Consider the following 20539-nt stretch of genomic DNA (forward strand, 5'->3'; position numbering starts at 1 on the left):
TCATGAATAAACTACCCTCAATCAAATAGGTTCCACAGGTTTATCAATCAATCAAAATTTCCGCACTAGAGGCAAAGAACATCGCCTGACTGACTGCGGACCTTAGCTGTTCCTCGGTATAGGGCTTTGATATCAGAAACGCCGGTTCGGGCCGCTCGCCCGTCAACAACCGCTCAGGGAAGGCAGTGATAAAGATCACAGGAATGTCGCCATGCACGGCCAGAATATCGTTGACCGCATCCAGACCCGAAGATCCGTCAGCCAGCTGGATATCGGACAGGATCAGACTTGGCCGTTTTTTGTCTGCCAGCTTCACCGCATCGCTCGCCTTGCGCGCAACTCCTGTGACAGAGTGCCCCAACTCGGTCACGATCTGCTTGATATGCATGGCGATAATCGCCTCGTCTTCGATAATCATAATGTCGCCGGTCACCGATTTTTCCATCTCGTTCACCGCAACCGTCAACAGATGCTCGATCTCCGCCTCATCGGTCTGCATAATCTCGGCAATCTCGGGAACCGAAAAATCTTCGATTGTGTTCAGCAATAATGCCTCACGCGTATTCGCCGTCAGGTTTTCCAGGTGTGACAACGCCATTTGCGTCAATCCTAGCCCATCCCCCCCCTCTTGAACCGGCTCGCCGAGGCTGGTCCAGATCCGGTGAAATGTCGCAAATAGCGCGGTCTTCTCGCTGGAAGCGTCATTAAAAATGCTCCGGTCGATCAAGAGTGATTCCAACGTCATAGCCGCATAGCGGTCGCCGGTTTTCTGATTACCCGTTAACGCCCGCGCATAGCGGCGAAGAAACGGCAACATATCCGCGACAATCAGTGACAAGTGTTTTGGTGCTGCGCTAGCTGACATTTTTTACCCTTTATTTCATATTTCTCGGGAACCAAACTACGCCTTGCAGGTTTGGTTCCGTAAGATTTGGAAATTATAGCAAATGCGGGGCATGTGGGGCACTATGATGAAGAGCACGGAAACGGGGCGCAGTGATGAATGAAGACAAGCAAGAGATGAGAAAAGAAAACCTGATCAGAGAAAACCTTAAACGCGCGTTTGACGATAAAGCCACCGAGGAGTTGCCGACAGACCTGTTGGAACTCCTTGCGCAGTTGCGGGGTCAAGATGAACAAAATGGTAGCAAGTAGCGCCGAGCCGATGGATCCACGCGAAGAACTGGTCACACACCTTGGTGTGCTGCGTGCTTTTGCCCTTAGCCTTTGCCGCAACCCCAGTATGGCCGACGATCTGGTGCAAGAAACGGTTATGAAAGCATGGAAATCAATCGGGTCTTTTGAGGTTGGGACCAACATGCGTGCATGGTTGTTCACGATTTTGCGCAACACCTACTATACCGTTCACCGCAAATCTTCGCGCGAAGTGGGCGATAGCGATGGCCATTTCGCCGCGACCCTGTCGGTAAAACCCGATCACGATGGCCGCCTTGCGATGACCGATTTTCTGGTCGCTTTTGACCAGCTGCCCGACGAGCAGCGCGAGGCCCTCACGCTGGTGGGTGCATCCGGCTTCGCCTATCACGAAGCGGCAGAAATGTGTGGCGTGGCAACCGGCACGATGAAAAGCCGCGTGAACCGCGCGCGTTTGCGTCTGGTCGAATTGCTTGATCTGGCTGACGACGATTCAATGGAGCTGACTGACAAAGGCACCATGGCCGTTCTCACATCACAACTGCCCGTTAGAAAAGCCTAACATGACCTCGGCCCATCCGGCAGGCACCGGCGCGCTAGCGGTTCTCGTCACCGCCTTTGAAGCATATCCCGCGTTCGAAAATCTGTTTTTGAACGCGGAAAAATCTATCCTTCTGGGCTTTCGCATCTTTGATCCGCTCACAAAACTACACTCTGACGCGGCACGCAAAATCGGCGACAATTGGGCCGATCTGATTTTGGCGACCCTGAACCGCGGCGTGGATATTGATGTCACAATATCGGATTTTGACCCGATTGCAGGTTACGATCTGCACCGCGGCGCGTGGGAAACCGTGCGTATCCTGCATGCGCTCGCCGAAATTAGCGGGGATAATGCGGGGGTGCTCAAGGTCACATGTCTGCAACATCCGGCCATTGGCGGGATTATCCCACGTCTAATTTTCGCCCCGCAAACCCGTAAAAAACTGCACACCATTGCTGATGATATCAACGAAAGACCTGACGAAAAGCAACGTTTCAAATTCATCCCCCACCTGCGCGAACCGCTCAAAACGCCGCAAGGCGACGCGGCGTTGCGTCCCTGGACCTTGCCCAGAGTGTTCCCCGTGACCCTGCATCTGAAAATGGCAGTCATTGACGGCACCACCACATATATTGGCGGGCTGGATCTGAATGATCGCAGATACGATGATAAAAATCACGACAGGCCCGCGCAAGAAACATGGCACGATGTACAGTTGATTGTGCGCGACACGGCCCTTGCCCGCGACGCGGCGGCGTTCTTGCAGACATTGCCCCAAACCACGGCAGGCACACAGCCCCCTGCCCCGATCAGCTCAGGGTTTCGCGCAACACTGTCTCGCAAACGGCGCCCGAATATTTTTGCATTGGCCCCCACCACCATTAGCGACACCCTGCTAAAAGAACACCTGATCCAGATCAGCACTGCCCGCGATTTAATCTATATCGAGACACAGTATTTCCGCGACAGGCGCATCGCAAAAGCACTGGTTGCCGCCGCAAAACGGTCTCCGAACTTGAAACTCTTGCTGCTTTTGCCCGCAGCCCCCAGCGACATCGCGTTTCACGGCTCGCATAGTCTGGACGCAAGGTTTGGCGAATACCTTCAAGCCCGTACGATCCGGCAAGTACGTCGGGCCTTCGGGCGACGGTTTTTCATCGTCACCCCCGTGCAGCCCCGCGCCCTGAAACCCCAAGACAGCGACGAAGATCGCGCAACGCTCAACGAAGCCCCGATCGTCTATGTTCACGCAAAAGTAGCGATTTTTGACGAAAAAACCGCGATTGTCGGCTCGGCCAATCTGAACGGTCGTTCGTTGAAATGGGACGTTGAAACCGGCGTTGCTCTCTCGGAACCCGATCAGGTCAAGCAGTTGCGCGATGCGGTATTCGGCCATTGGTTACCAGCTGATGCCGACCCGTCCTACTTTGCCCCGCAAAGCGCGTTGCAACGTTGGCATGCACTGGCGCTGTCTAACGCACAAAAGCCAGCGCAGGACCGTGAAGGGTTTGTGATGCCATACGACCTCGAACCTGCAAAGGCGTTAGGCTTGCCAATTCCGGGCGCGCCTGAAGAGTTGGTCTAGAACCTGCGGAACTATTCAGGTCCCATCACGTTATCTTAACAGAAAACAAACTCAACGATTCAGGAGATAGATATGTTAAGCTGGGCTCTTACTTTTCTAGTTGTCGCGCTGATTGCCGCGGCGCTAGGTTTCGGCGGTATCGCGGGCGCTTCCGCAGGCATCGCAAAAATTCTCTTCTTTGTCTTCATTGTTCTGTTCCTCATTGCAATGGTGTCGCGCGCACTGCGTGGCCGTCCGCCAACTTAAGTTGGACAAGACCAAAAGGAGAAAGCCACATGCCCAAGCGTGTGGCTTTTTCCTTGCCCAATTTGCCCCCCTGTTCCGGAGATAAAAAATGAACACCCCGACACCCATTCCGCCAAATTCCACACCACCCGCACCCCCTGAAGTTCCGGTAACGGAGCCATCCATCACGCCTAATCCGCGCCCGGTAGAGGTGCCTGATACAAATCCGATCGAAGTGCCCGACGACGCCCCCACCGACCTGCCCGACATCACTCCGCCGGATCTGCCCGACTAAACCTTGACAGCGAAGACTGCAGCAACACCTTGGTTACATGTCCCACCTAACCCCTTCGATCAACAACTGGTTTGCTATGCGCGGCTGGTCCTTGCATCCGCATCAAACCGATATGCTGGCGCAGGCGGACGCCCCCGCTTTGTTGCTCATTGCCCCCACAGGGGGTGGGAAAACGCTCGCAGGTTTTTTGCCAACCCTGAACGAGCTTTCGAACGGCGCTCATCAAGGGCTGCACACGCTTTACGTCTCGCCGCTCAAAGCGCTGGCATCTGACATCAAACGCAACCTACAAAAACCTATCGACGACATTGGATTGCCCATTCGCGTCGAAGACCGCACAGGCGATACCAGCTCTGCGCGAAAACGCAGACAACGCGCCGACCCGCCACATATCCTGCTAACCACCCCCGAAAGCCTTGCACTGCTGACCAGCTACCCTGATGCGGATCTGATGTTTGCAGGGCTGCAACGCGTCATCGTCGACGAAATTCACGCCCTCGCAGAAAGCAAACGTGGCGATCAGCTGATGCTGGCGCTTAGCCGCCTGCAAGCGATGGCACCGACCCTGCGGCGCATTGGCCTGTCTGCAACCGTCGACGATCCTCAGGCGATTGCGACACTTCTCGCGCACCACCCCGACCCCTGTCCAATCCTTATGGCTGACCCCGGACCAAACCCCGATATCTCTATGCTGGTTACTGACACACCACCGCCTTGGGTTGGTAGTGGCGCAAAATACAGCATACCCGCCGTTCTAAATGAGGTCAAAAAGCATAAAACCACACTTATATTTCACAATACACGCGCGCAGGCCGAAATCTTTTTTCACAACCTCTGGCTTGCCAACGATGAAAACCTGCCGGTCGGCATCCATCATGGCAGTCTTGATCGGGTGCAACGCACCCGCGTCGAAGAACGTATGGTCGCAGGTGATCTACGCGCAATCGTCTGCACCGGCACGCTGGATTTGGGCATCGACTGGGGCTGCGTTGATCTGGTCATCCAGATCGGTGCGCCCAAAAACGTCAAACGACTTGTGCAACGCATAGGACGGGCCAACCACCATTACAACGCCCCGTCAAAGGCACTGCTAGTCCCCGCAAACCGGTTTGAAGTCGTGGAATGTGTCGCTGCATTAGAGGCTGTGATCGCCCACGACCTCGACGGCGAACCACGCGGCGCGGGACCACGCGATGTGCTGTGCCAACACATTTTGATCCGCGCCTGCGCCGGCCCGTTCGATGACACGACCCTCTACCACGAGGTCAAATCTGTCGGCGCTTATGTCGCCCTTTCGCGCGCCGAATTTAACGACTGTCTCGATTTCTGCGCAACCGGCGGCTACGCTCTACGCGCCTATGACAAATGGAAACGGCTGCTTCAACGGCCCGACGGCCTCTGGCAATTGCGCGACCCGCGCGCGGCTGTGCGCATCCGCATGAACATCGGCACGATCCAGGATACCGATACGTTAAAAGTCAAACTCCAGCGCGGCCATAAACCCTTGGGCGAAATCGAAGAAGCCTTTGCCGCGACCTTGACCGCTGGCGACACCTTTCTGATTGGCGGCAAGGTTGTGCGCTACGAGCGGCTGCGCGACATGACGGTCGAGGTCACAAACCGCGCCACAAAAGCTCCGAAAATCGCGACCTATGCAGGCACACGGTTTGCCACGTCAACACAGCTCAGCGAGCGGATCCTTGCGATTTTCGCGGAACCCGACTGGCCACAACTCCCTGCCCACACCGCCGCGTGGCTGCAAACACAGCGTAGCATCTCGCAGCTACCACAATCGGGGCGCATCCTTGTCGAAAGCTTCCGTCACGACGACAAAGCCTATACCTGTTTCTACGGGTTCGCGGGACGCAACGCACAACAAACCCTTGGGCTGCTCTTGACCCAAAGGATGGAACAAACCGGTCTGCATCCGCTGGGCTTTGTCGCCACAGACTACGCCACGCTGGTATGGGGGCTAGACGCGATCACCGACCCCGCACCGCTGCTTGATCCGGCCAACCTGCACCACGGATTTAACGCCTGGCTTGGCGGTAATGCGGTGATGAAACGCACGTTCCGGGGCGCGGCCACCATCGCAGGGCTGATTGAACGTAACCTACCCCAAGCCCGCACCTCAGGGCGGCAAGCTACTTTTTCCAGCGATATCCTTTACGATACGCTGTCCAAATACGATCCCGATCATCTGCTTCTGCGTATTGCCCGCGAGGAAGCAATGCGCGGACTTGTCGATTTTGGCCGCATCGAAGACATGCTGCACCGCACAAAAGGAGCTATTGACCACGTTACCCTAGACCGGATCTCACCGCTCGCAGCCCCGATGATCCTTGAGATGGGCAAAGTTCCGATCGCAGGACTAGGCCGTGAAAAACTACTACAAGACGCGACCGCAGCACTTATGACAAACTCGGGACTGCCACTGTGAGTAACCATAACTTCACGCTTGCCAGCACCCCACTGACCGCCACGTCCACTGGCGCGCTCTGGCTGGCGGGACCGAAAACATTATGCGTATCCGACCTGCATCTGGGCAAGTCGGGACGTATCGCGCGACGCACTGGCACCATGCTCCCCCCCTTTGACACAATCGACACCCTGTTGCGACTGGGTCAGGATATTGCAAGCTACCAGCCCGAAACCGTCATCTGTCTTGGCGATAGCTTTGATGACCTTACGGCCAGCACCGAACTTAGTGACGATGCACGCGCAATGCTCGCCAGCCTTCAATCCGACCGCGACTGGATATGGGTCGAAGGCAACCACGACCCCGCGCCAACCGGCCTTGGCGGAACAGCGCTTCAGGCCTTCACCCATGCGAACTTAACTTTTCGCCATATTGCGACATCGGCGAAGGCAGAGGTGTCAGGCCATTATCATCCTAAATTCGGGATCAAAGGGTTGGGGCCCGCACGCGCCTGCTTTCTCTACGACCGGGACCGAATAATCCTGCCCGCCTACGGCACCTTCACAGGCGGCTTATCGGCACAAAGGCCCGTTCTACGCGCTCTTTTCCCAACAGGCGCAATCGCCGTTCTGACCGGAAAAACCGCCCTGCCCGTGCCGGTCAGGAACTAATTCGCGTCAAACATGTTGGTTCTGCAGACATTTAATACAGGAGACGACCAATGGCCGAAGATAAAAACCCCAAAGACCAGCCTCCAAAAATGGCAAAAGACACATCCGTTGCAGGCGCCAAAGGCAAGCCTGACAGCGATGACCCACTTGTGACAGGCGTCAGCCACACCCGCAAAACAGCGGATGAAATTGCACCGACAGAGGGGTATGACAATGACGCAGATTGAAAACGGCACATGGGTGCTAATCGCGGACGGTGAAAAAGCGCTGTTTCTGCGTAATGAGACAGATGCGGAAAACCCGAACCTGCAAGTGATCCGCAAGGAAGAACAGGAAAACCCCAAAGACATTGACCAATCGGCCAACAGGCCCGGTCGTGTGGGGCAAAGTGCGACGCATGGCAAATCTGCCTACGACGACACCGACTGGCACGAACTCGCCAAAGAACGCTTTGCTGCTGACCTTGCCGATATTCTTTACAAGCGGGCGCACAACGGCGACTTTGAAAAGATTATCCTTGCTGCGGCTCCGAATATCTTGGGCGAGCTGCGCGCGAAATTGCATCAGGTCGTCACGGATAAAGTGATCGCCGAGATCCCCAAAACGCTAACCAACCACGCGCTGCAAGACATCGAGAAAATCCTTGTGAACGATCTCGCAGCATAGAACCGCACGTATCACGGGGCCGATAGCAGTCATCTGCATCGGCCCTGCTCATATAACCCCGCCGATACCGATATCTTATTCATCACCGCCACCTTTGCTGGCACCGATCAAACCTGCATTTCAAAGGCCCGCCAGATGACGCGACACACCAAAGACCGCCGCATTGCGATCGTCGGGTTCGGACCGCGCGGCCTTGGCGCGTTAGAAGCATTGGGAACCGCATCTACCCAAAAATTAACTAAGATCACAATCGACATTTTTGACCCACAACACCATCTCGGCGCAGGCCCGAATTTCGCTCCTGATCAAAGCCCATTATCCCTTTTAAATATCCCTGTCAGAGCGCTCGACATTGATCCGCCCGCGTTTCTGTCCGGCAAAATTGGTACGTTTGCCGACTGGTCTGCGCATGACTACCACCGCGCAGCGATCTTGGCGCGTATTTCACCGCCCGCACCCAAGTGGTGCGCGATACGCTGTCAAATTATATCAGCACCACCCACCTGCAACACACCGTGATCCGTGCCGCGCATACCAGCTCAGGTTGGATGTTGTTCACGCAAAGCGGGCAGCATGGTCCTTACGATGAAATTCTGCTGTCGCAAGGCCAGCCGGAAACCACCCCCGACAAACAGCTGCAACGCTGGACCAAACACGCACACGCGCACGCTCTGACGTTGATGCCGGCGTACCCCGTCAATGCCCTGATCGCCGCCGCCGCCGATTGGAACGGCAAAACGGTGGCTGTGCGTGGCCTTGGTCTGTCAACTTTCGACGTCCTGCGTGCCTTAACCGAAGGCACCGGGGGTACGTTTTCGCAAGGAAAATACACCCCTTCAGGGAACGAGCCACGCAAAATCCTGCCTTTTTCACTAAATGGACAACCGCCCGCCGCCAAACCTGCAACCGCCGCGTTAGACGCCAAATTTGACCCGCTGCCCACAGAGACCCGCGCCCTGCAACACGCCATTGAAAAAGGCCCTGTCGAAACTATCTGTACCGCTTTGATTGAGCCGACCCTGCGCATCTTGCAGGCCCACAACGATGCGAAAACCGCACAAGACATTACCCGATGGCTCGCCGTTGAACGCGAGGACCCTGGCGCACAAAACACTCGCACCGCCTACCAAAGCCTGACCGCGTTTATCGCCATGGCGCATGGCCGCATTAGCCCCTCGATCGGCTATGTCATCGGGCAAATCTGGCGCAAATGGCAGACAGAAATCCGCGACGGATTTAACACCGCAGGTCACCCACCAGATACCGCCGCCGCGATTATCGCATTTGACGAGGGCCTCAAACGCTACAGCTACGGCCCGCCTGTCAGTGCCGCCGAACAGTTGCTGGCTTTGATTGATCTCGGCCTCGTGACCTTGGGCAAAGTCGACGACCCCGCCATTATGCCAACACCCGACGGCTGGTCGCTGTCCGAGAACGACGACGAAACACTGGCGCATGTGATGATAGACGCAGTACTGCCCGCACCCTGCCTGCACGACGTCAGCGATCCGCTTTTGTGCGGCTTGCAAGACGCGTGGCATATGGCGGCCGTCACCGATGACCTTGGCGCACAGATCACTTGCGACGGGCATCTGACACATTCTCGCGACGCCGGTATGCTCGGACGGCTGACCTTGGGCAGTGTCATCGCCGTGGATTCGCTCCATGATTGCTTCGGCTCAAAACCCGCCAAATGGGCGCAAGCCGTGATCGCCAAGGAACCAATGTCCGCGACAACCGTTGGGTCGGCAACCTAAAAGGAGTGACCATGTCAACGATCACCACTACAAACCCCGCCACAGAGCAGAACATCAAAACCTATGACCTGATGAGCGAAGAAGACGCCATCGCCCGACTGGAAGCCTGCCACGAAGCGTTTGAGGACTGGCGCAAGCTGTCCCACACCGACCGCGCACCTTACCTCACAAAGATCGCGCAAAAGCTGCGTGATCATGCAGACGAACTCGCCGCGCTCATGACCGCCGAGACCGGAAAACTGTTGAAAGATGGATACACCGAGGTCGAACTCTGCGCCGCGATCCTTGAGTACACGGCGAAAAACGGACCTGATTTTCTGGCTGACGAAGATCGAACCCACGGCGCTGATGGCAAGCGCGGCATCGTGACCTATCAACCCATCGGCGTGATTGACTCGATCCAGCCATGGAATTTCCCGCTTTACCAACCCCTGCGCGTGCTGGCCGCAAACCTGATGGCAGGGAATGGATGTGTGCTCAAACACGCAAGCATCTGCACCGGATCAGCGCTGCGGTTGCGCGAACTCTGCATTGACGCGGGCCTGCCGCGCGAGCTGTTCCAAGTTGTCCTCATTGACCACGACACCAGCGACAAGTTAATTGCGCATCCGCGCGTTCGCGCCGTCACAATGACAGGCAGCGACGGCACAGGCCGGCACGTTGGCGCAATGGCGGCAAAAGCGCTCAAGAAAACCGTGCTAGAGCTCGGCTCCAATGATGCCTACCTCGTGCTAGATGACGCCGACATCGAGACGGCCGTAAAATTCTCGGTCATGGGACGGCTTTATAACAATGGCCAGACCTGCGTTTCAGCCAAACGGTTCATCGTAACTGACAAAAACTACGACGCTTTTGTTGATGCATTCGTGGCGGCAATGGACGCGATGAAAATGGGCGATCCGACCGATAAATCCACACAACTCGGTCCGCTTTCAAGTCAGGACCAATTCGACACGGTCAAAAAGCAAGTGGAGGAAAGTGTAGAAAAAGGCGCCAAAATCATGTGCGGCGGCACAGCGCCCGACCGCAAAGGGGCCTTTTATCCGCCCACCGTGCTGACCGAACTCACGGCAGGTATGCCCGCATACGACGATGAAATCTTTGGCCCAGTGGCCTCGGTGATCAGAGCCCGCGACGACGTGGACGCCATGCGTATCGCCAACGAGAGCCGCTATGGCCTTGGCGGTGGCATCTTTTGTAAAGACGAAGATCACGCGATAAAACTGGCGCGGGACCATTTCGACACCGGTATGGTAAGGATCAATTCCTTTGGCGCTGCTGACCCGAACATGCCCTTTGGCGGCGTTAAAAATTCCGGTTACGGGCGCGAACACGGCGGTTTTGGCATTAAAGAATTCGTGAACGTCAAAGCAATCTATTTGCCATAAATCCGCGATGTCATCACACTAAAACAACATGCGCCCCTCCTAACTCGCACGAACAAAGACTTGAGTTGGACACCGGACAATAATTGTTTACACTCAAAACGGACGCCAATGGCCACATCGACGCTATTGGCGCCCTACTTGAACAGGAATTCGAACATGCTGACTAGACGCCATTTTATCCAGACCACCGGCGCGCTTTTTTCGCTGCCCATCGCAGGCCCCGCGCTTGCCGCCCCTACATCGCCCAGTTCAAAATGGGCGCAATGGGACGCACGGGTCACTCCAGCGAATTATGATCCGGCGAAAACCAATCCTTGGGGCTTTCACGAGCGGTTCTTGCCGCAACGCGTGCAGGCCAATGACGGGCTGGTGCCGGGTGATGTCCACGTCGATGCGGTCGCGCGTTATCTCTACCATATCCAGCCCGATGGGACTGCCATGCGTTACGGCGTCGCCATCGCAAAAGGCAATCTCTACGAGCCGGGAACTTATACGATCAAGCGCAAGGTGAAATGGCCGACATGGACGCCAACTCCTGCAATGATCGAACGCGATCCGGCGTCCTATGAACGGCATAGCGAGGGCGTGGACGCAGGGCCGAACAACCCGCTTGGGTCACGCGCCTTGTATCTGTATGTGGGCAACCGCGACACCTACCTACGCATTCACGGCACACCTTCGCCCCGCTCGATCGGGCAGCGTGCCAGCTCGGGTTGCGTGCGTATGGTCATGGCCCATATCATCGGGCTTTATGATCAGGTGGAAACCGGATCTCAGGCAATCCTTTACGCACCAGAAGACGGAGCGAGCGCCAGAACTTAACTGGCGGCCTCAACCGGCTCCGGTGTCGAACCACAAATCCGGCCGCCCTGTTTGTTCAAAAGAGGCAACTCTGTTGTCTCGACCGGACCCACATATTGGAACCAATAGCAGTTGTCCTCAGGGCTCAAGCGGGCGGTCTGAATGTCCTGATTTGGACCCGCTACCTCGGCGAGCTGCGTCAAAACCTGCTCCTGCAGTGTCGGAACTTGCGGCGCAGAGTCCAAAGTAACTGGCTCGCAAGCGGCCAGTGCGCCGAACCCGACTGCGAAAAAGATTGCTTTTGATGTCATCATATACCCTTTCAAGGTGCCTCATAACCCATTGTGGCAGCTAGCAGGGCTGAGGGAAATAGGAGATCTACCCGTCACGCGCATCAAATTCATTGTCGCGGCCATCCGGATGAACATGCTGATAGTAAGCCGTGAATTTCAACAATGCAGCAGCCTGCGCATCCAGTACCACCGTCGCATGGGGGTGCATTTGCAGCGCCGATGCGGGACAGAATGCGCTTACCGGACCCTCAATCATCTGCATCACCGCTTCCGCTTTCGCCGCACCTGTAGCCACAAGCACACATGCCTTTGTGGCAAGGATCGTACCAACACCCATCGTCAGCGCATAACGCGGGGTTTCGTCTGCGGCGCTGAAATATGCCATATTGGCATTGCGGGTATCCTCCGCCAGTGTCTTGATACGGGTGCGCGACGCTAGGCTCGATGTCGGCTCGTTGAACCCGATATGGCCGTTTCTCCCGATGCCGAGCAATTGCAAATCAATGCCTCCACTCTGTGCAATCTTCTCCTCATAACGCTCCGCTTCGCACACGGGATCAGCGGCATCACCACGCAGCAAATGGGTGCGAGCCAGATCAATGTCGATATGATCAAACAACGCCTCGCGCATGTAGCTGTGATAGGATTGCGGATGCGTAGGGGCGAGGCCGATATATTCGTCCAGATTAAACGTGGTCACCTTTGCAAACGACAATCCTTCGGACACATGCCGCGCACGCAACTGCGCATATAGCGGCAACATCGTGCCTCCCGTGGCCAACCCCAATACGGCATCCGGTTTATGACGCACCGTCTGCGCGACAATCTGCGCTGCACGGGCAATCGCCGCGGCACTATCATCAAGAATAAAAACTTTCATCTGGCGGTCTCCTTGTCATTGGCGATCAGCCGATCACCCACCGCTAGGTCTTGCGCAAAATCGCCTCTGCACGCAAGCGCATAGGCCGGTCAATCATCCGCCCATCGAGCCGTGCAGCCCCCGTCCCCTGCAATTCAGCCAAATCAAGCGCCTCAATCACGCTTGTCGCCCAATCGCGACTTGCCGCAGTTTCTTCAAATCCCGCATTCAGCCATGCAATCGCGTCAGGATGCACTGCCGATGCGCCGACAAACCCGAAATTCTTGGCCCGCACGACCAGTTCAGGCAACCCATCCCGCGACAGGTCCGCCACAGAATCGAGTAGTCCAAACGCACCAATCCCCGCCGCACTCGCCGCAAAGACAACGCGTTGGCGCGCAGAAAACAGGTTCTCAGGCGTGGGCTGCATACCGCAAGCGGTCGCAAAATCTTCCGACCCAAGCGTCAACCCCACGACACGCGGCACCGCCGACGCGATCTCGAATGCCAACTCCAACGCCTCTGGCGTCTCGATCATCGGCACAAGTTTGACCGTGCCTACTGTGATGCCCCGCTCTGCTTCCAGTTCCGCAATCAACCCGTCGAAATGCACGATAATCTCAGGTCCGGTAACCTTCGGCACATAAATTGCGGCCAACCCGTCTTTGACGACCGCCTCCAGATCAGACACCGCACGGCGGATATCGCCGTTAATCCGCACAATCAGATCGGACGGTCCACCACGCAACGCTTCCCAATGTGCCGCCAATATCTGTCGCGCCTCAACCTTGCGCGCATCCGGCACACTATCTTCCAGATCAAGGATCAGTGCATCCGCACCGCGCGACTGCGCCTTATCCAAAAACCGGGGCATGTTTGCAGGCACATAAAGCAAAGACCGCCACGTCACGCGACCACCCCCCTGCCACGTAAATCCGCAATCGCGGCGCTGTCATAACCAGCCGCCGTTAAAATAGCATCGGTATGTTGGCCTAATTCAGGCGCGGCATGGCGCAAACTGGCTGGCGTTTTTGATAGACGTGGCACAGGCGCATGAATCGCGGCACGCGTCAGATCAGCATCTGGCACCTCGACAAATATGCCGCGCTCGACAAAATGGATATCCTTGGAAATATCAGAAATATCAAACAACGGCGCAGCCGTCACACCAGCTTGCGTCATGACGTCCATCGCCTCCGCACGGGTCCGCGCAGCAAACCACGCGGCCACAATATCATCCACCTGCCCGCGATGCGCCAGACGATCGGCATTGGTCGCAAAACGAGGATCACTGATCATATCGGCCCGATCAATCGCGTGAAATAACCGCTCTGCCATCGACTGCATCGACCCTGACACCGCAATCCAATGCTGATCAGACGTCAGATATGCATTGCGCGGCGACGACGTATTGGACCCGTTGCCAACACGCGGCTTAGGCGCGCCAGTGATCGCAAAATCAAGTGCCTCCGGTCCTAAAACAGAGGTCATCGCATCTAGCAGGGATAGATCAATCGCTTGCCCCCCCTGCCCTGCATCGCGCGCACGCAGCGCCATCGACACCGCATTGGCCCCGTAAAGCCCTGCAACCATATCAGCCAGCGCCAGCGGCGGCAGTAACGGCTCGCCGCCCGCCGGACCATTACGCGCAGCAAACCCCGACATGCCTTCGATCAACGTGCCAAATCCCGGACGTTTGGCATAAGGACCGACCTGCCCAAAACCGGAAATCCGCAGAATAATCAATTCAGGATAACGCTTTAGCAAGTCCTCAGGCGCAAACCCCATCTGCTCGAACGTGCCAGGTCGAAAGTTTTCGATCACAACGTCAGCACCCGCAATCAGCGCTTCCAACACCTGCGCGGCCCCGTCAGTGCGAAAATCAAGACCTAGCGATTGCTTGTTGCGCGCGTAGGCTTTCCAGAAACTCGACACGCCCTGCTGCTGCCACGCGCGCAGTGGATCACCGCGCGGCAAAGGTTCGACCTTGATGACCTCAGCTCCAAAATCCGCCATCTGAAGCGAGGTCATATTACCCGCTACAAGGCGCGACAGGTCCAATACCCGCAAGCCCACCATTGGCCCGCGCTTATCATCACACCAGTCTGCACGCGCCCATGTCATATCAAACGGCCGCCAGTCTGCGCATCGAACACAAAAATGCGGTCAGGCAAAATCCCGATGTGAATATCATCGCCGGTCTTTAGCCCTGCGGCCTCTGGCAACACGGCCACAATATCATGACCCGCCAAGGTCAATGATGCTTCGACCACCTCACCTGTCGGCTCAACCAGAACAACCTTTGCCGGCGTCCCGCTGGGATCTAACGCAATCGTCTGCGGGCGCACCGCATAATTCACGGATGTGCCGGCGGGCAGATTTAAACCGCGTGGCAACGGCAATTTAGTGCCGTCATCCAACGTGACATGCAACGCCTCGGGACCATGCGATTTTGCTGGCAAAATATTGATCTCGGGCGACCCGATAAAGCTGGCAACAAACTGCGACTCAGGATTGGCGTATAGCTCTTTTGGCGGTCCAGCCTGCGCAATTCCCCCGTCATTCAGCACAACAATCCTGTCGGCCATTGTCATGGCTTCCGTCTGGTCATGGGTCACATAAATCATCGTCTTGCCCAAACGCTGATGTAGCTTTTTGATCTCCGACCGCATCCGCACCCGCAGCTTGGCATCAAGGTTCGACAGCGGTTCGTCAAACAAAAACGCCTCTGGATCACGCACAATCGCGCGGCCCATCGCAACGCGCTGCCGCTGGCCGCCCGACAGTTCGCGCGGCACACGGTCCAGATAATCGGTCAGCCCCAGAATATCCGCCGCATGCTTTACCTTTTGCGCGATTTCCGCCTTGGGCGCACGTGCCAAACGCAGCGCAAAACTCATGTTATCCGCCACATTCATATGCGGATATAGCGCATAAGATTGAAACACCATCGCAAGCCCACGCTTCTTTGCAGGGATACGATTGGCGGTCACACCATCAATGATGATCTGCCCCTTGTTGATATCCTCCAACCCCGCAATCATCCGCAAAAGGGTCGATTTTCCGCAACCGGACGGGCCAACCAGCACCACAAATTCACCCTCGGTAATCTCTAGGTTAATGCCCGACAATATCTCGACCTTGCCATAGCTTTTGCCGATATTGTCTAAGGTGATTTGGCCCATCGCTTAGCTCTCCATAATTTCAAAGTGGTGACAAAGGATCTGGCCCGCCGTTGCCATGCGCAGCCCCGACATACCCCTTGGATGACGGGTATCGGTGGTGGTCAGGACGGTTTCACCGTTGACCTGCAACGTCAGTTGATCCCCGATAGCCGAGAAAACAAGCGTGATCTGACCGTCCAGCGCCCCATCAATCTCGCCGCGTGCCAGCACAGTGGTACCAAAATCCTCGGCAACAATCACGGCCTGCCCATCCTCGATACCGGCCGCATAATAACGCGCGTTGCCGCTGGCACGGGCCACGATCAGATGACTATCACCCATCTTGCGCGTGATTTTCGCCGTCACAATCTGGTCAGCAGCAAAATGGTGGCCAGTCCACAGGTCGGCGTCTGTTTGCGTCGTCCCCGTGATACAGCCATCCTGCAAACCCCACACCCCACGGTTGAACGTAAAGCGACTGACAACACCCCATTCTTCGGCCTCAAGCCGTGGATCAATCACCGTATGCCCCAGCCCCGAAATCCGCAGATGACGCAACTCAACATACATCAAGACGCGTTTCTCATCCTGCTGTTCTAGCTTGATGCCAATCTCGTCAATCGCCTCATCGCCCTCAGGCAAGGTTACGCTGACTTCTTTCCAGTCGCGCGGCAAGTCCTGCCAAGCACCCAATTCCTCGATCTCGCCAGACATCGCGCGGCGGATATATGGCACGAATTGCACCGCACGCGGGCCTTCAATAGGCTCTGTCCCGCGCAACGATAACGTCACCTCTTGCCCGTTCGCTGCCACTGGCGACAGCATCGGACGATAGCGGTTATCGTCAAAATCGGCCTGGCGGTAGAACGGTTTCCAAAACACGCGACCGTTTTCGCCGCCTGCCCAGCGGTCAATCTGAACCGCCAACGCATCCTCACGCAACCCCGGCATCACCCGCAAACGGTGCGATCCTTCGGCCCTGATGCCATGAGTAACACCCGGCAGGGTGAAATCGAAATCAACGCCGCGCATATGCGCCTGCGCCTCCCACCCGTCAGGCACCGCGCCGCCGATCTGGCGCAAGGCCAGCACCGTCAGGTCGCGCGCAAAGCTGGGGATATCTACAATATTCATCGCCCCCGTCACACCAGACACAATCAGCGTGTCATTGATCGGACGGCGATATCTGTCCCAATCGGTCTGCACACCTTGCAAAATGCCTACAATGCTACCCGCATTGCCCGCGTTACAATCGGTATCCCAACCGCACATCGAGGTAATCTCAATCGCGCGCGGCATGTCGCCCTGCGCGTATAGCAGCCCCAAAACGACAACCCCCGCATTGGGAATCACATGGCAAACGCCGGTCCATTTATCATAACCAAAATCACGCTCCAGCATCGCAAAACACGACCGCCAGTCGTCAGGGTGTGCCTTATGCCACGCCACAACCGCATCCAAAACAGCAGCATACGCAGTGCCATCAGCCACATAACTGCGGGCAATCTCATGCACTTCCTGAATATCACTCGCGGTAAACGCCGCAGCAGTGGCCGCCGCAACATACGCAGCCCCCTCCAACGCCTCGCCATCATGCGATACACACCCCGCAATTCGTGCCATCTCCGCGGCTTTTGCCGGATCACCCGGATTGACCCAACCCCAACAATCGCTAAAAATCTGACCGCCAATCTGCTCGGCAGAAATCAAACCATTGCGCGCAATCGATCCCGTCTCGGGCGGTACAATCCCCGCCTGCAAATGCGTGTAAGCAGTCTGCTCGGTCGAGATGCCAAAGCCGCCCCACCACAACATACCATGCCCGTCTGCTATATAATTCAACCAGTTCCGGCCAGCCGACGCTGGTGTCAACGTACCCTCATCCCACAGCGGGCGAACAAAATAGAACGGCCCGTTTGTGTCATCATCCGCTGCAAAGTTGCGGTAATCACGGACGTATCCAGTCAATTCGCCGTAGGTGTCGCGGATGCGGTCATGGGTCCATGCGGTCGGCTCAACCGGCGCGCCCAAACGCACGCCTGCAGCTTTGCCTAAGATGCCAGCATAGATTTTTTCGCGGATTTGGTCAGGTGTCATTAAGTGGCCTTTGTCGTCAGTTTGCTACGTGTGGATTGCGCCAGTTCAGCGCGCGCCGCGTCAGCGGTGTGAATATCCGTCACAGTGTCAGTAAAGCGGTCAGAAAGCGCGGTCAGGTCTAGCCTGTTAGATTCATCAAGCAATGCCGCGTCCTCAGGATCAATCACCCGCTCGCCATGCAGCGCGCCCAAAACAGCCCCCGCCATGACTCCGATAGAATCCGTATCGCGACCCGAATTGATCCCGTCCTCAACCGCCTGCTTGAAATCGCCAGCAGTCGTGATGCAGAACCCCAGCGCCAGCGGCAACTCCTCAATAGAGAGCAAACGTGACGGCTGATAAGCATCGGTCGCACGACCCGCCTTTTCGGGCGTATGCACCAGATCGTCGCCCATCACCGAAAATTGCGCGATGATCTTATGGAACACATCAGTGACCTCATCGGCGTCCGCACCTTTCTGGCGCAGGTCCTCGGCAGCCTCGACAATCGCCGCAATCGCCGTGCGGGTGCCGTCATGCGCTAGGTCGTGGGCCACACGCACAATATCATCTACCGTCGTATCCGGCACAAAGGCCTGCGCAATTGCGCCCGCCAAAACCCCTGCCGCTTCAAGGCCATAGCTTTGCTGGTGGCCCATCGCGAAATTGATCGCCTCGTCGTAGGCCGCCTTGGGATCACCCGCATTCACCACACCCACAGGCGCGATATACATCGCAGCACCGCAGTTCACCATATTGCCAACACCACCCTGACGCGGATCACAGCCCGACAATTGATGCCGCTGAAAAATCCACTTTTCGGGGTAGAACAACCGCTCAATCAGCGGCGCTTCGCGTTGCAACTCTGGCACCCAAAGCCGCTCCCAGGTGATCTCGCGGACCATGCCATCACCCATGTCCCAAGCATCAAGATGCCGCAGCTCGCGCTGATAAATCCGCATCAGGCCCAGCGTCATGGCGGTGTCATCGGTGACAATGCCGTTGCCCCTGACACGGCCATTGCGCGCCGCTTCGCTTTGCCCGTCGCGGTGCCATTTGGTACGCAGTGACGTCACACGACCATAGCGCTCGCGAATTTCAGCGGCAGACAGTTTCTCGACAGGCGCGCCCATAGCGTCGCCATAAGCAACGCCATGAACCACCGCACGGACACGACCCCGCAATGCGGAGCCGCCTTTATTTTCCGTCTTACCCATTACATCAGTGTCCGTGCATAATCGGTCATCGCCTGACCACCAGCATCCAACCAGCCCTGTACATAGGCATCCCAATCATCCTCGATCGACAAATTGCCCGATACAAAACGGAACACAGCCGTGCGGTAATAGCTCTCCGCGCCGTCCACAGCAGCGGCCAGTTCAGACGGCCAGACAAACGCATTATCAGGACGGAAATGCGTAACACCCTGATCCAGCGATCCCTGCGCCAGATCTGACAAAGCATTAATCGGTGGCGTGTATTCCGACGGATCGGCAATGATGAACCGCGGATACCATGCGCCAAATTCCGCAGTCGCCGTCAGCGTGTCACCGTCACGGGTATAATGCTTGCCCTCGAACCCCAGACGGTCAAGGAACTGCCCGTCAGGACTGGCGACAAAGTCCAGAAACGCCATCACAGCCTCGGGGTTTTCCGAGGTCACAGGCACCGCAAACCCACGGCTTTCTTTGGACACGTCAACTGCCTGCAAACCTGCTGCAGGCTCCAACAACACCATCTCGGCACCCGGATTAACCTGTGCCATCTTGTTCTCGTAAATCCCGATCACAGGACCGGCAGAGCCCATCACAACACCAACGCCACCGGTGTAAAACTTGTCCTCTTTCGCTTCCCAGTTCGTGGTCACAAACTCGGGGTCAAGCACGCCGTCGGCAAACAGGCTGGCATACCACGCCAACTTGGCACGTTCACCTGCGCTGACACGCGAATTGGTCCATGCACCTGTTTCGTCCTGCATCCATGTGGTCTCGATCCCAAACGCAGGGTCAAACACCGCATCCAACTCAGCCGTATTATCAGGCGCAATAATCCCGTATTTGAAAGTCGTATCGCCCGCTTGGGCACCTGGAATAGCACGCAACATCGCGTCCCACGTGTCCAGGTCAGTCGGCGCAGGCACGCCCGTCGCGGCCAGCAAATCGGCACGCATCACTGGCGATTTAGTGCGCGGCGGATAGACATAAAGCAGGTAAGGATAGTTCGCCAAACGCGCCTCATTATGCGGCCATAGCGCATCTTTCAGGTATGTCGTCTGCGCAATCAGCGGATTCAAATCCTGCAAAACACCCTGCTGGGAAATCTGCTCGTCACCGCCCTGAAAATAAATCAAATCCGGAATATCACCCGACAAGAGCATCAGGTTCAGCTTTTCAGCATAACCCTCGGACGGCAGGTCAACAATCTCGAGCGTGATATCATGACCCTGCGCGCGCAGCGCTTCCTCGATGCGGGCCATGTGATCCACATCTTCGGGGTTGGACGTCAAAAGATCCTTCATCACGATCCGGACGGTGCCGGACGCAGCCATCGCCATACTTGGCAACATGCCAAGAAACGGTAGGGCTGAAACGCCAGCAAGTAGGGCGCGGCGGGTTGTGGTCATTCTAGGCATCGTGGTCCT

22 protein-coding genes are annotated in these 20539 nt (G+C 56.6%); 13 read left to right on the plus strand and 9 right to left on the minus strand.

Going from position 1 to position 20539, the window contains the following annotated elements; all coding sequences use genetic code 11:
- Positions 1-43: 43 nt before the first annotated feature.
- Positions 44-865 carry a response regulator gene (locus ACXLHR_RS17960; protein ID WP_458792840.1) on the minus strand — a complete coding sequence of 274 codons (822 nt, stop codon included), beginning with the start codon at positions 863-865 and terminating at the stop codon, positions 44-46.
- A 134-nt stretch (positions 866-999) separates the two neighbouring features.
- Here ACXLHR_RS17960 and ACXLHR_RS17965 point away from each other — a divergent pair, with 134 nt between their 5' ends.
- From ACXLHR_RS17965 to ACXLHR_RS18025, 13 genes are all read left to right on the plus strand, one after another.
- Complete coding sequence (locus tag ACXLHR_RS17965) at positions 1000-1155, plus strand: NepR family anti-sigma factor (RefSeq protein ID WP_458792841.1); 156 nt, start codon at positions 1000-1002, stop codon at positions 1153-1155.
- A complete protein-coding gene (locus ACXLHR_RS17970; RefSeq protein ID WP_458792842.1) occupies positions 1133-1717 on the plus strand; it encodes an RNA polymerase sigma factor in 585 nt (194 codons plus the stop codon). Before ACXLHR_RS17965 ends, ACXLHR_RS17970 begins: the two co-directional genes overlap by 23 nt.
- Position 1718: 1 nt before the next feature.
- Positions 1719-3284, plus strand: a complete 1566-nt coding sequence (locus ACXLHR_RS17975) for a phospholipase D-like domain-containing protein (RefSeq protein WP_458792843.1) — start codon at positions 1719-1721, stop codon at positions 3282-3284.
- 72 nt (positions 3285-3356) lie between these two features.
- The gene (locus ACXLHR_RS17980) at positions 3357-3530 is read left to right on the plus strand and encodes a DUF1328 domain-containing protein (RefSeq protein ID WP_458792844.1); all 174 of its coding nucleotides are present in this window, start codon (positions 3357-3359) and stop codon (positions 3528-3530) included.
- 88 nt (positions 3531-3618) lie between these two features.
- Positions 3619-3804: a hypothetical protein gene (locus tag ACXLHR_RS17985; RefSeq protein WP_458792845.1), complete on the plus strand. Its 186-nt coding sequence runs from the start codon at positions 3619-3621 to the stop codon at positions 3802-3804.
- 37 nt (positions 3805-3841) lie between these two features.
- Complete coding sequence (locus ACXLHR_RS17990; RefSeq protein WP_458792846.1) at positions 3842-6244, plus strand: ligase-associated DNA damage response DEXH box helicase; 2403 nt, start codon at positions 3842-3844, stop codon at positions 6242-6244.
- Positions 6241-6894, plus strand: coding sequence for a ligase-associated DNA damage response endonuclease PdeM (gene pdeM, locus ACXLHR_RS17995; protein WP_458792847.1), 654 nt, complete (start codon positions 6241-6243; stop codon positions 6892-6894). Before ACXLHR_RS17990 ends, pdeM begins: the two co-directional genes overlap by 4 nt.
- A 50-nt stretch (positions 6895-6944) precedes the next feature.
- Positions 6945-7121 (plus strand): hypothetical protein, encoded by a 177-nt coding sequence (locus ACXLHR_RS18000; RefSeq protein ID WP_458792848.1) that lies wholly within the window; start codon positions 6945-6947, stop codon positions 7119-7121.
- Positions 7108-7560 carry a host attachment family protein gene (locus ACXLHR_RS18005; protein ID WP_458792849.1) on the plus strand — a complete coding sequence of 151 codons (453 nt, stop codon included), beginning with the start codon at positions 7108-7110 and terminating at the stop codon, positions 7558-7560. Before ACXLHR_RS18000 ends, ACXLHR_RS18005 begins: the two co-directional genes overlap by 14 nt.
- Before the next feature lie 135 nt (positions 7561-7695).
- The gene (locus ACXLHR_RS18010) at positions 7696-8079 is read left to right on the plus strand and encodes an FAD/NAD(P)-binding protein (RefSeq protein WP_458792850.1); all 384 of its coding nucleotides are present in this window, start codon (positions 7696-7698) and stop codon (positions 8077-8079) included.
- Positions 8025-9317 carry an FAD/NAD(P)-binding protein gene (locus ACXLHR_RS18015; RefSeq protein WP_458792851.1) on the plus strand — a complete coding sequence of 431 codons (1293 nt, stop codon included), beginning with the start codon at positions 8025-8027 and terminating at the stop codon, positions 9315-9317. The genes ACXLHR_RS18010 and ACXLHR_RS18015 overlap by 55 nt, the downstream gene beginning before the upstream one ends.
- Before the next feature lie 11 nt (positions 9318-9328).
- On the plus strand, positions 9329-10705 hold the full coding sequence (locus ACXLHR_RS18020) for an NAD-dependent succinate-semialdehyde dehydrogenase (protein WP_458792852.1): 1377 nt from the start codon (positions 9329-9331) through the stop codon (positions 10703-10705).
- Between the two features lie 156 nt (positions 10706-10861).
- The gene (locus ACXLHR_RS18025) at positions 10862-11527 is read left to right on the plus strand and encodes a L,D-transpeptidase (RefSeq protein ID WP_458792853.1); all 666 of its coding nucleotides are present in this window, start codon (positions 10862-10864) and stop codon (positions 11525-11527) included.
- On the opposite strand, the gene ACXLHR_RS18030 is transcribed toward ACXLHR_RS18025, so the two are convergent.
- The 8 genes from ACXLHR_RS18030 to ACXLHR_RS18065 form a co-directional block, all read right to left on the minus strand.
- Complete coding sequence (locus tag ACXLHR_RS18030; RefSeq protein ID WP_458792854.1) at positions 11524-11817, minus strand: hypothetical protein; 294 nt, start codon at positions 11815-11817, stop codon at positions 11524-11526. The two genes, ACXLHR_RS18025 and ACXLHR_RS18030, sit on opposite strands and share 4 nt — an antisense overlap.
- Positions 11818-11884: 67 nt before the next feature.
- Positions 11885-12679, minus strand: coding sequence for a glucosamine-6-phosphate deaminase (gene nagB / locus ACXLHR_RS18035; protein WP_458792855.1), 795 nt, complete (start codon positions 12677-12679; stop codon positions 11885-11887).
- Between the two features lie 43 nt (positions 12680-12722).
- Entirely contained in the window at positions 12723-13568 is an 846-nt protein-coding gene (locus ACXLHR_RS18040) for an HpcH/HpaI aldolase/citrate lyase family protein (protein WP_458792856.1), read from the minus strand.
- Positions 13565-14782 carry a CaiB/BaiF CoA transferase family protein gene (locus ACXLHR_RS18045; RefSeq protein ID WP_458792857.1) on the minus strand — a complete coding sequence of 406 codons (1218 nt, stop codon included), beginning with the start codon at positions 14780-14782 and terminating at the stop codon, positions 13565-13567. The genes ACXLHR_RS18040 and ACXLHR_RS18045 overlap by 4 nt, the downstream gene beginning before the upstream one ends.
- A complete protein-coding gene (locus ACXLHR_RS18050; RefSeq protein WP_458792858.1) occupies positions 14779-15843 on the minus strand; it encodes an ABC transporter ATP-binding protein in 1065 nt (354 codons plus the stop codon). The genes ACXLHR_RS18045 and ACXLHR_RS18050 overlap by 4 nt, the downstream gene beginning before the upstream one ends.
- 3 nt (positions 15844-15846) lie before the next feature.
- A complete protein-coding gene (locus tag ACXLHR_RS18055; RefSeq protein WP_458792859.1) occupies positions 15847-17919 on the minus strand; it encodes an ADP-ribosylglycohydrolase family protein in 2073 nt (690 codons plus the stop codon).
- Positions 17919-19115, minus strand: coding sequence for an ADP-ribosylglycohydrolase family protein (locus ACXLHR_RS18060; protein WP_458792860.1), 1197 nt, complete (start codon positions 19113-19115; stop codon positions 17919-17921). Before ACXLHR_RS18060 ends, ACXLHR_RS18055 begins: the two co-directional genes overlap by 1 nt.
- Complete coding sequence (locus tag ACXLHR_RS18065; RefSeq protein WP_458792861.1) at positions 19115-20530, minus strand: extracellular solute-binding protein; 1416 nt, start codon at positions 20528-20530, stop codon at positions 19115-19117. The genes ACXLHR_RS18060 and ACXLHR_RS18065 overlap by 1 nt, the downstream gene beginning before the upstream one ends.
- Positions 20531-20539 lie beyond the last annotated feature (9 nt).

The sequence above is a fragment of the Yoonia sp. MH D7 genome (genome assembly GCF_054439475.1).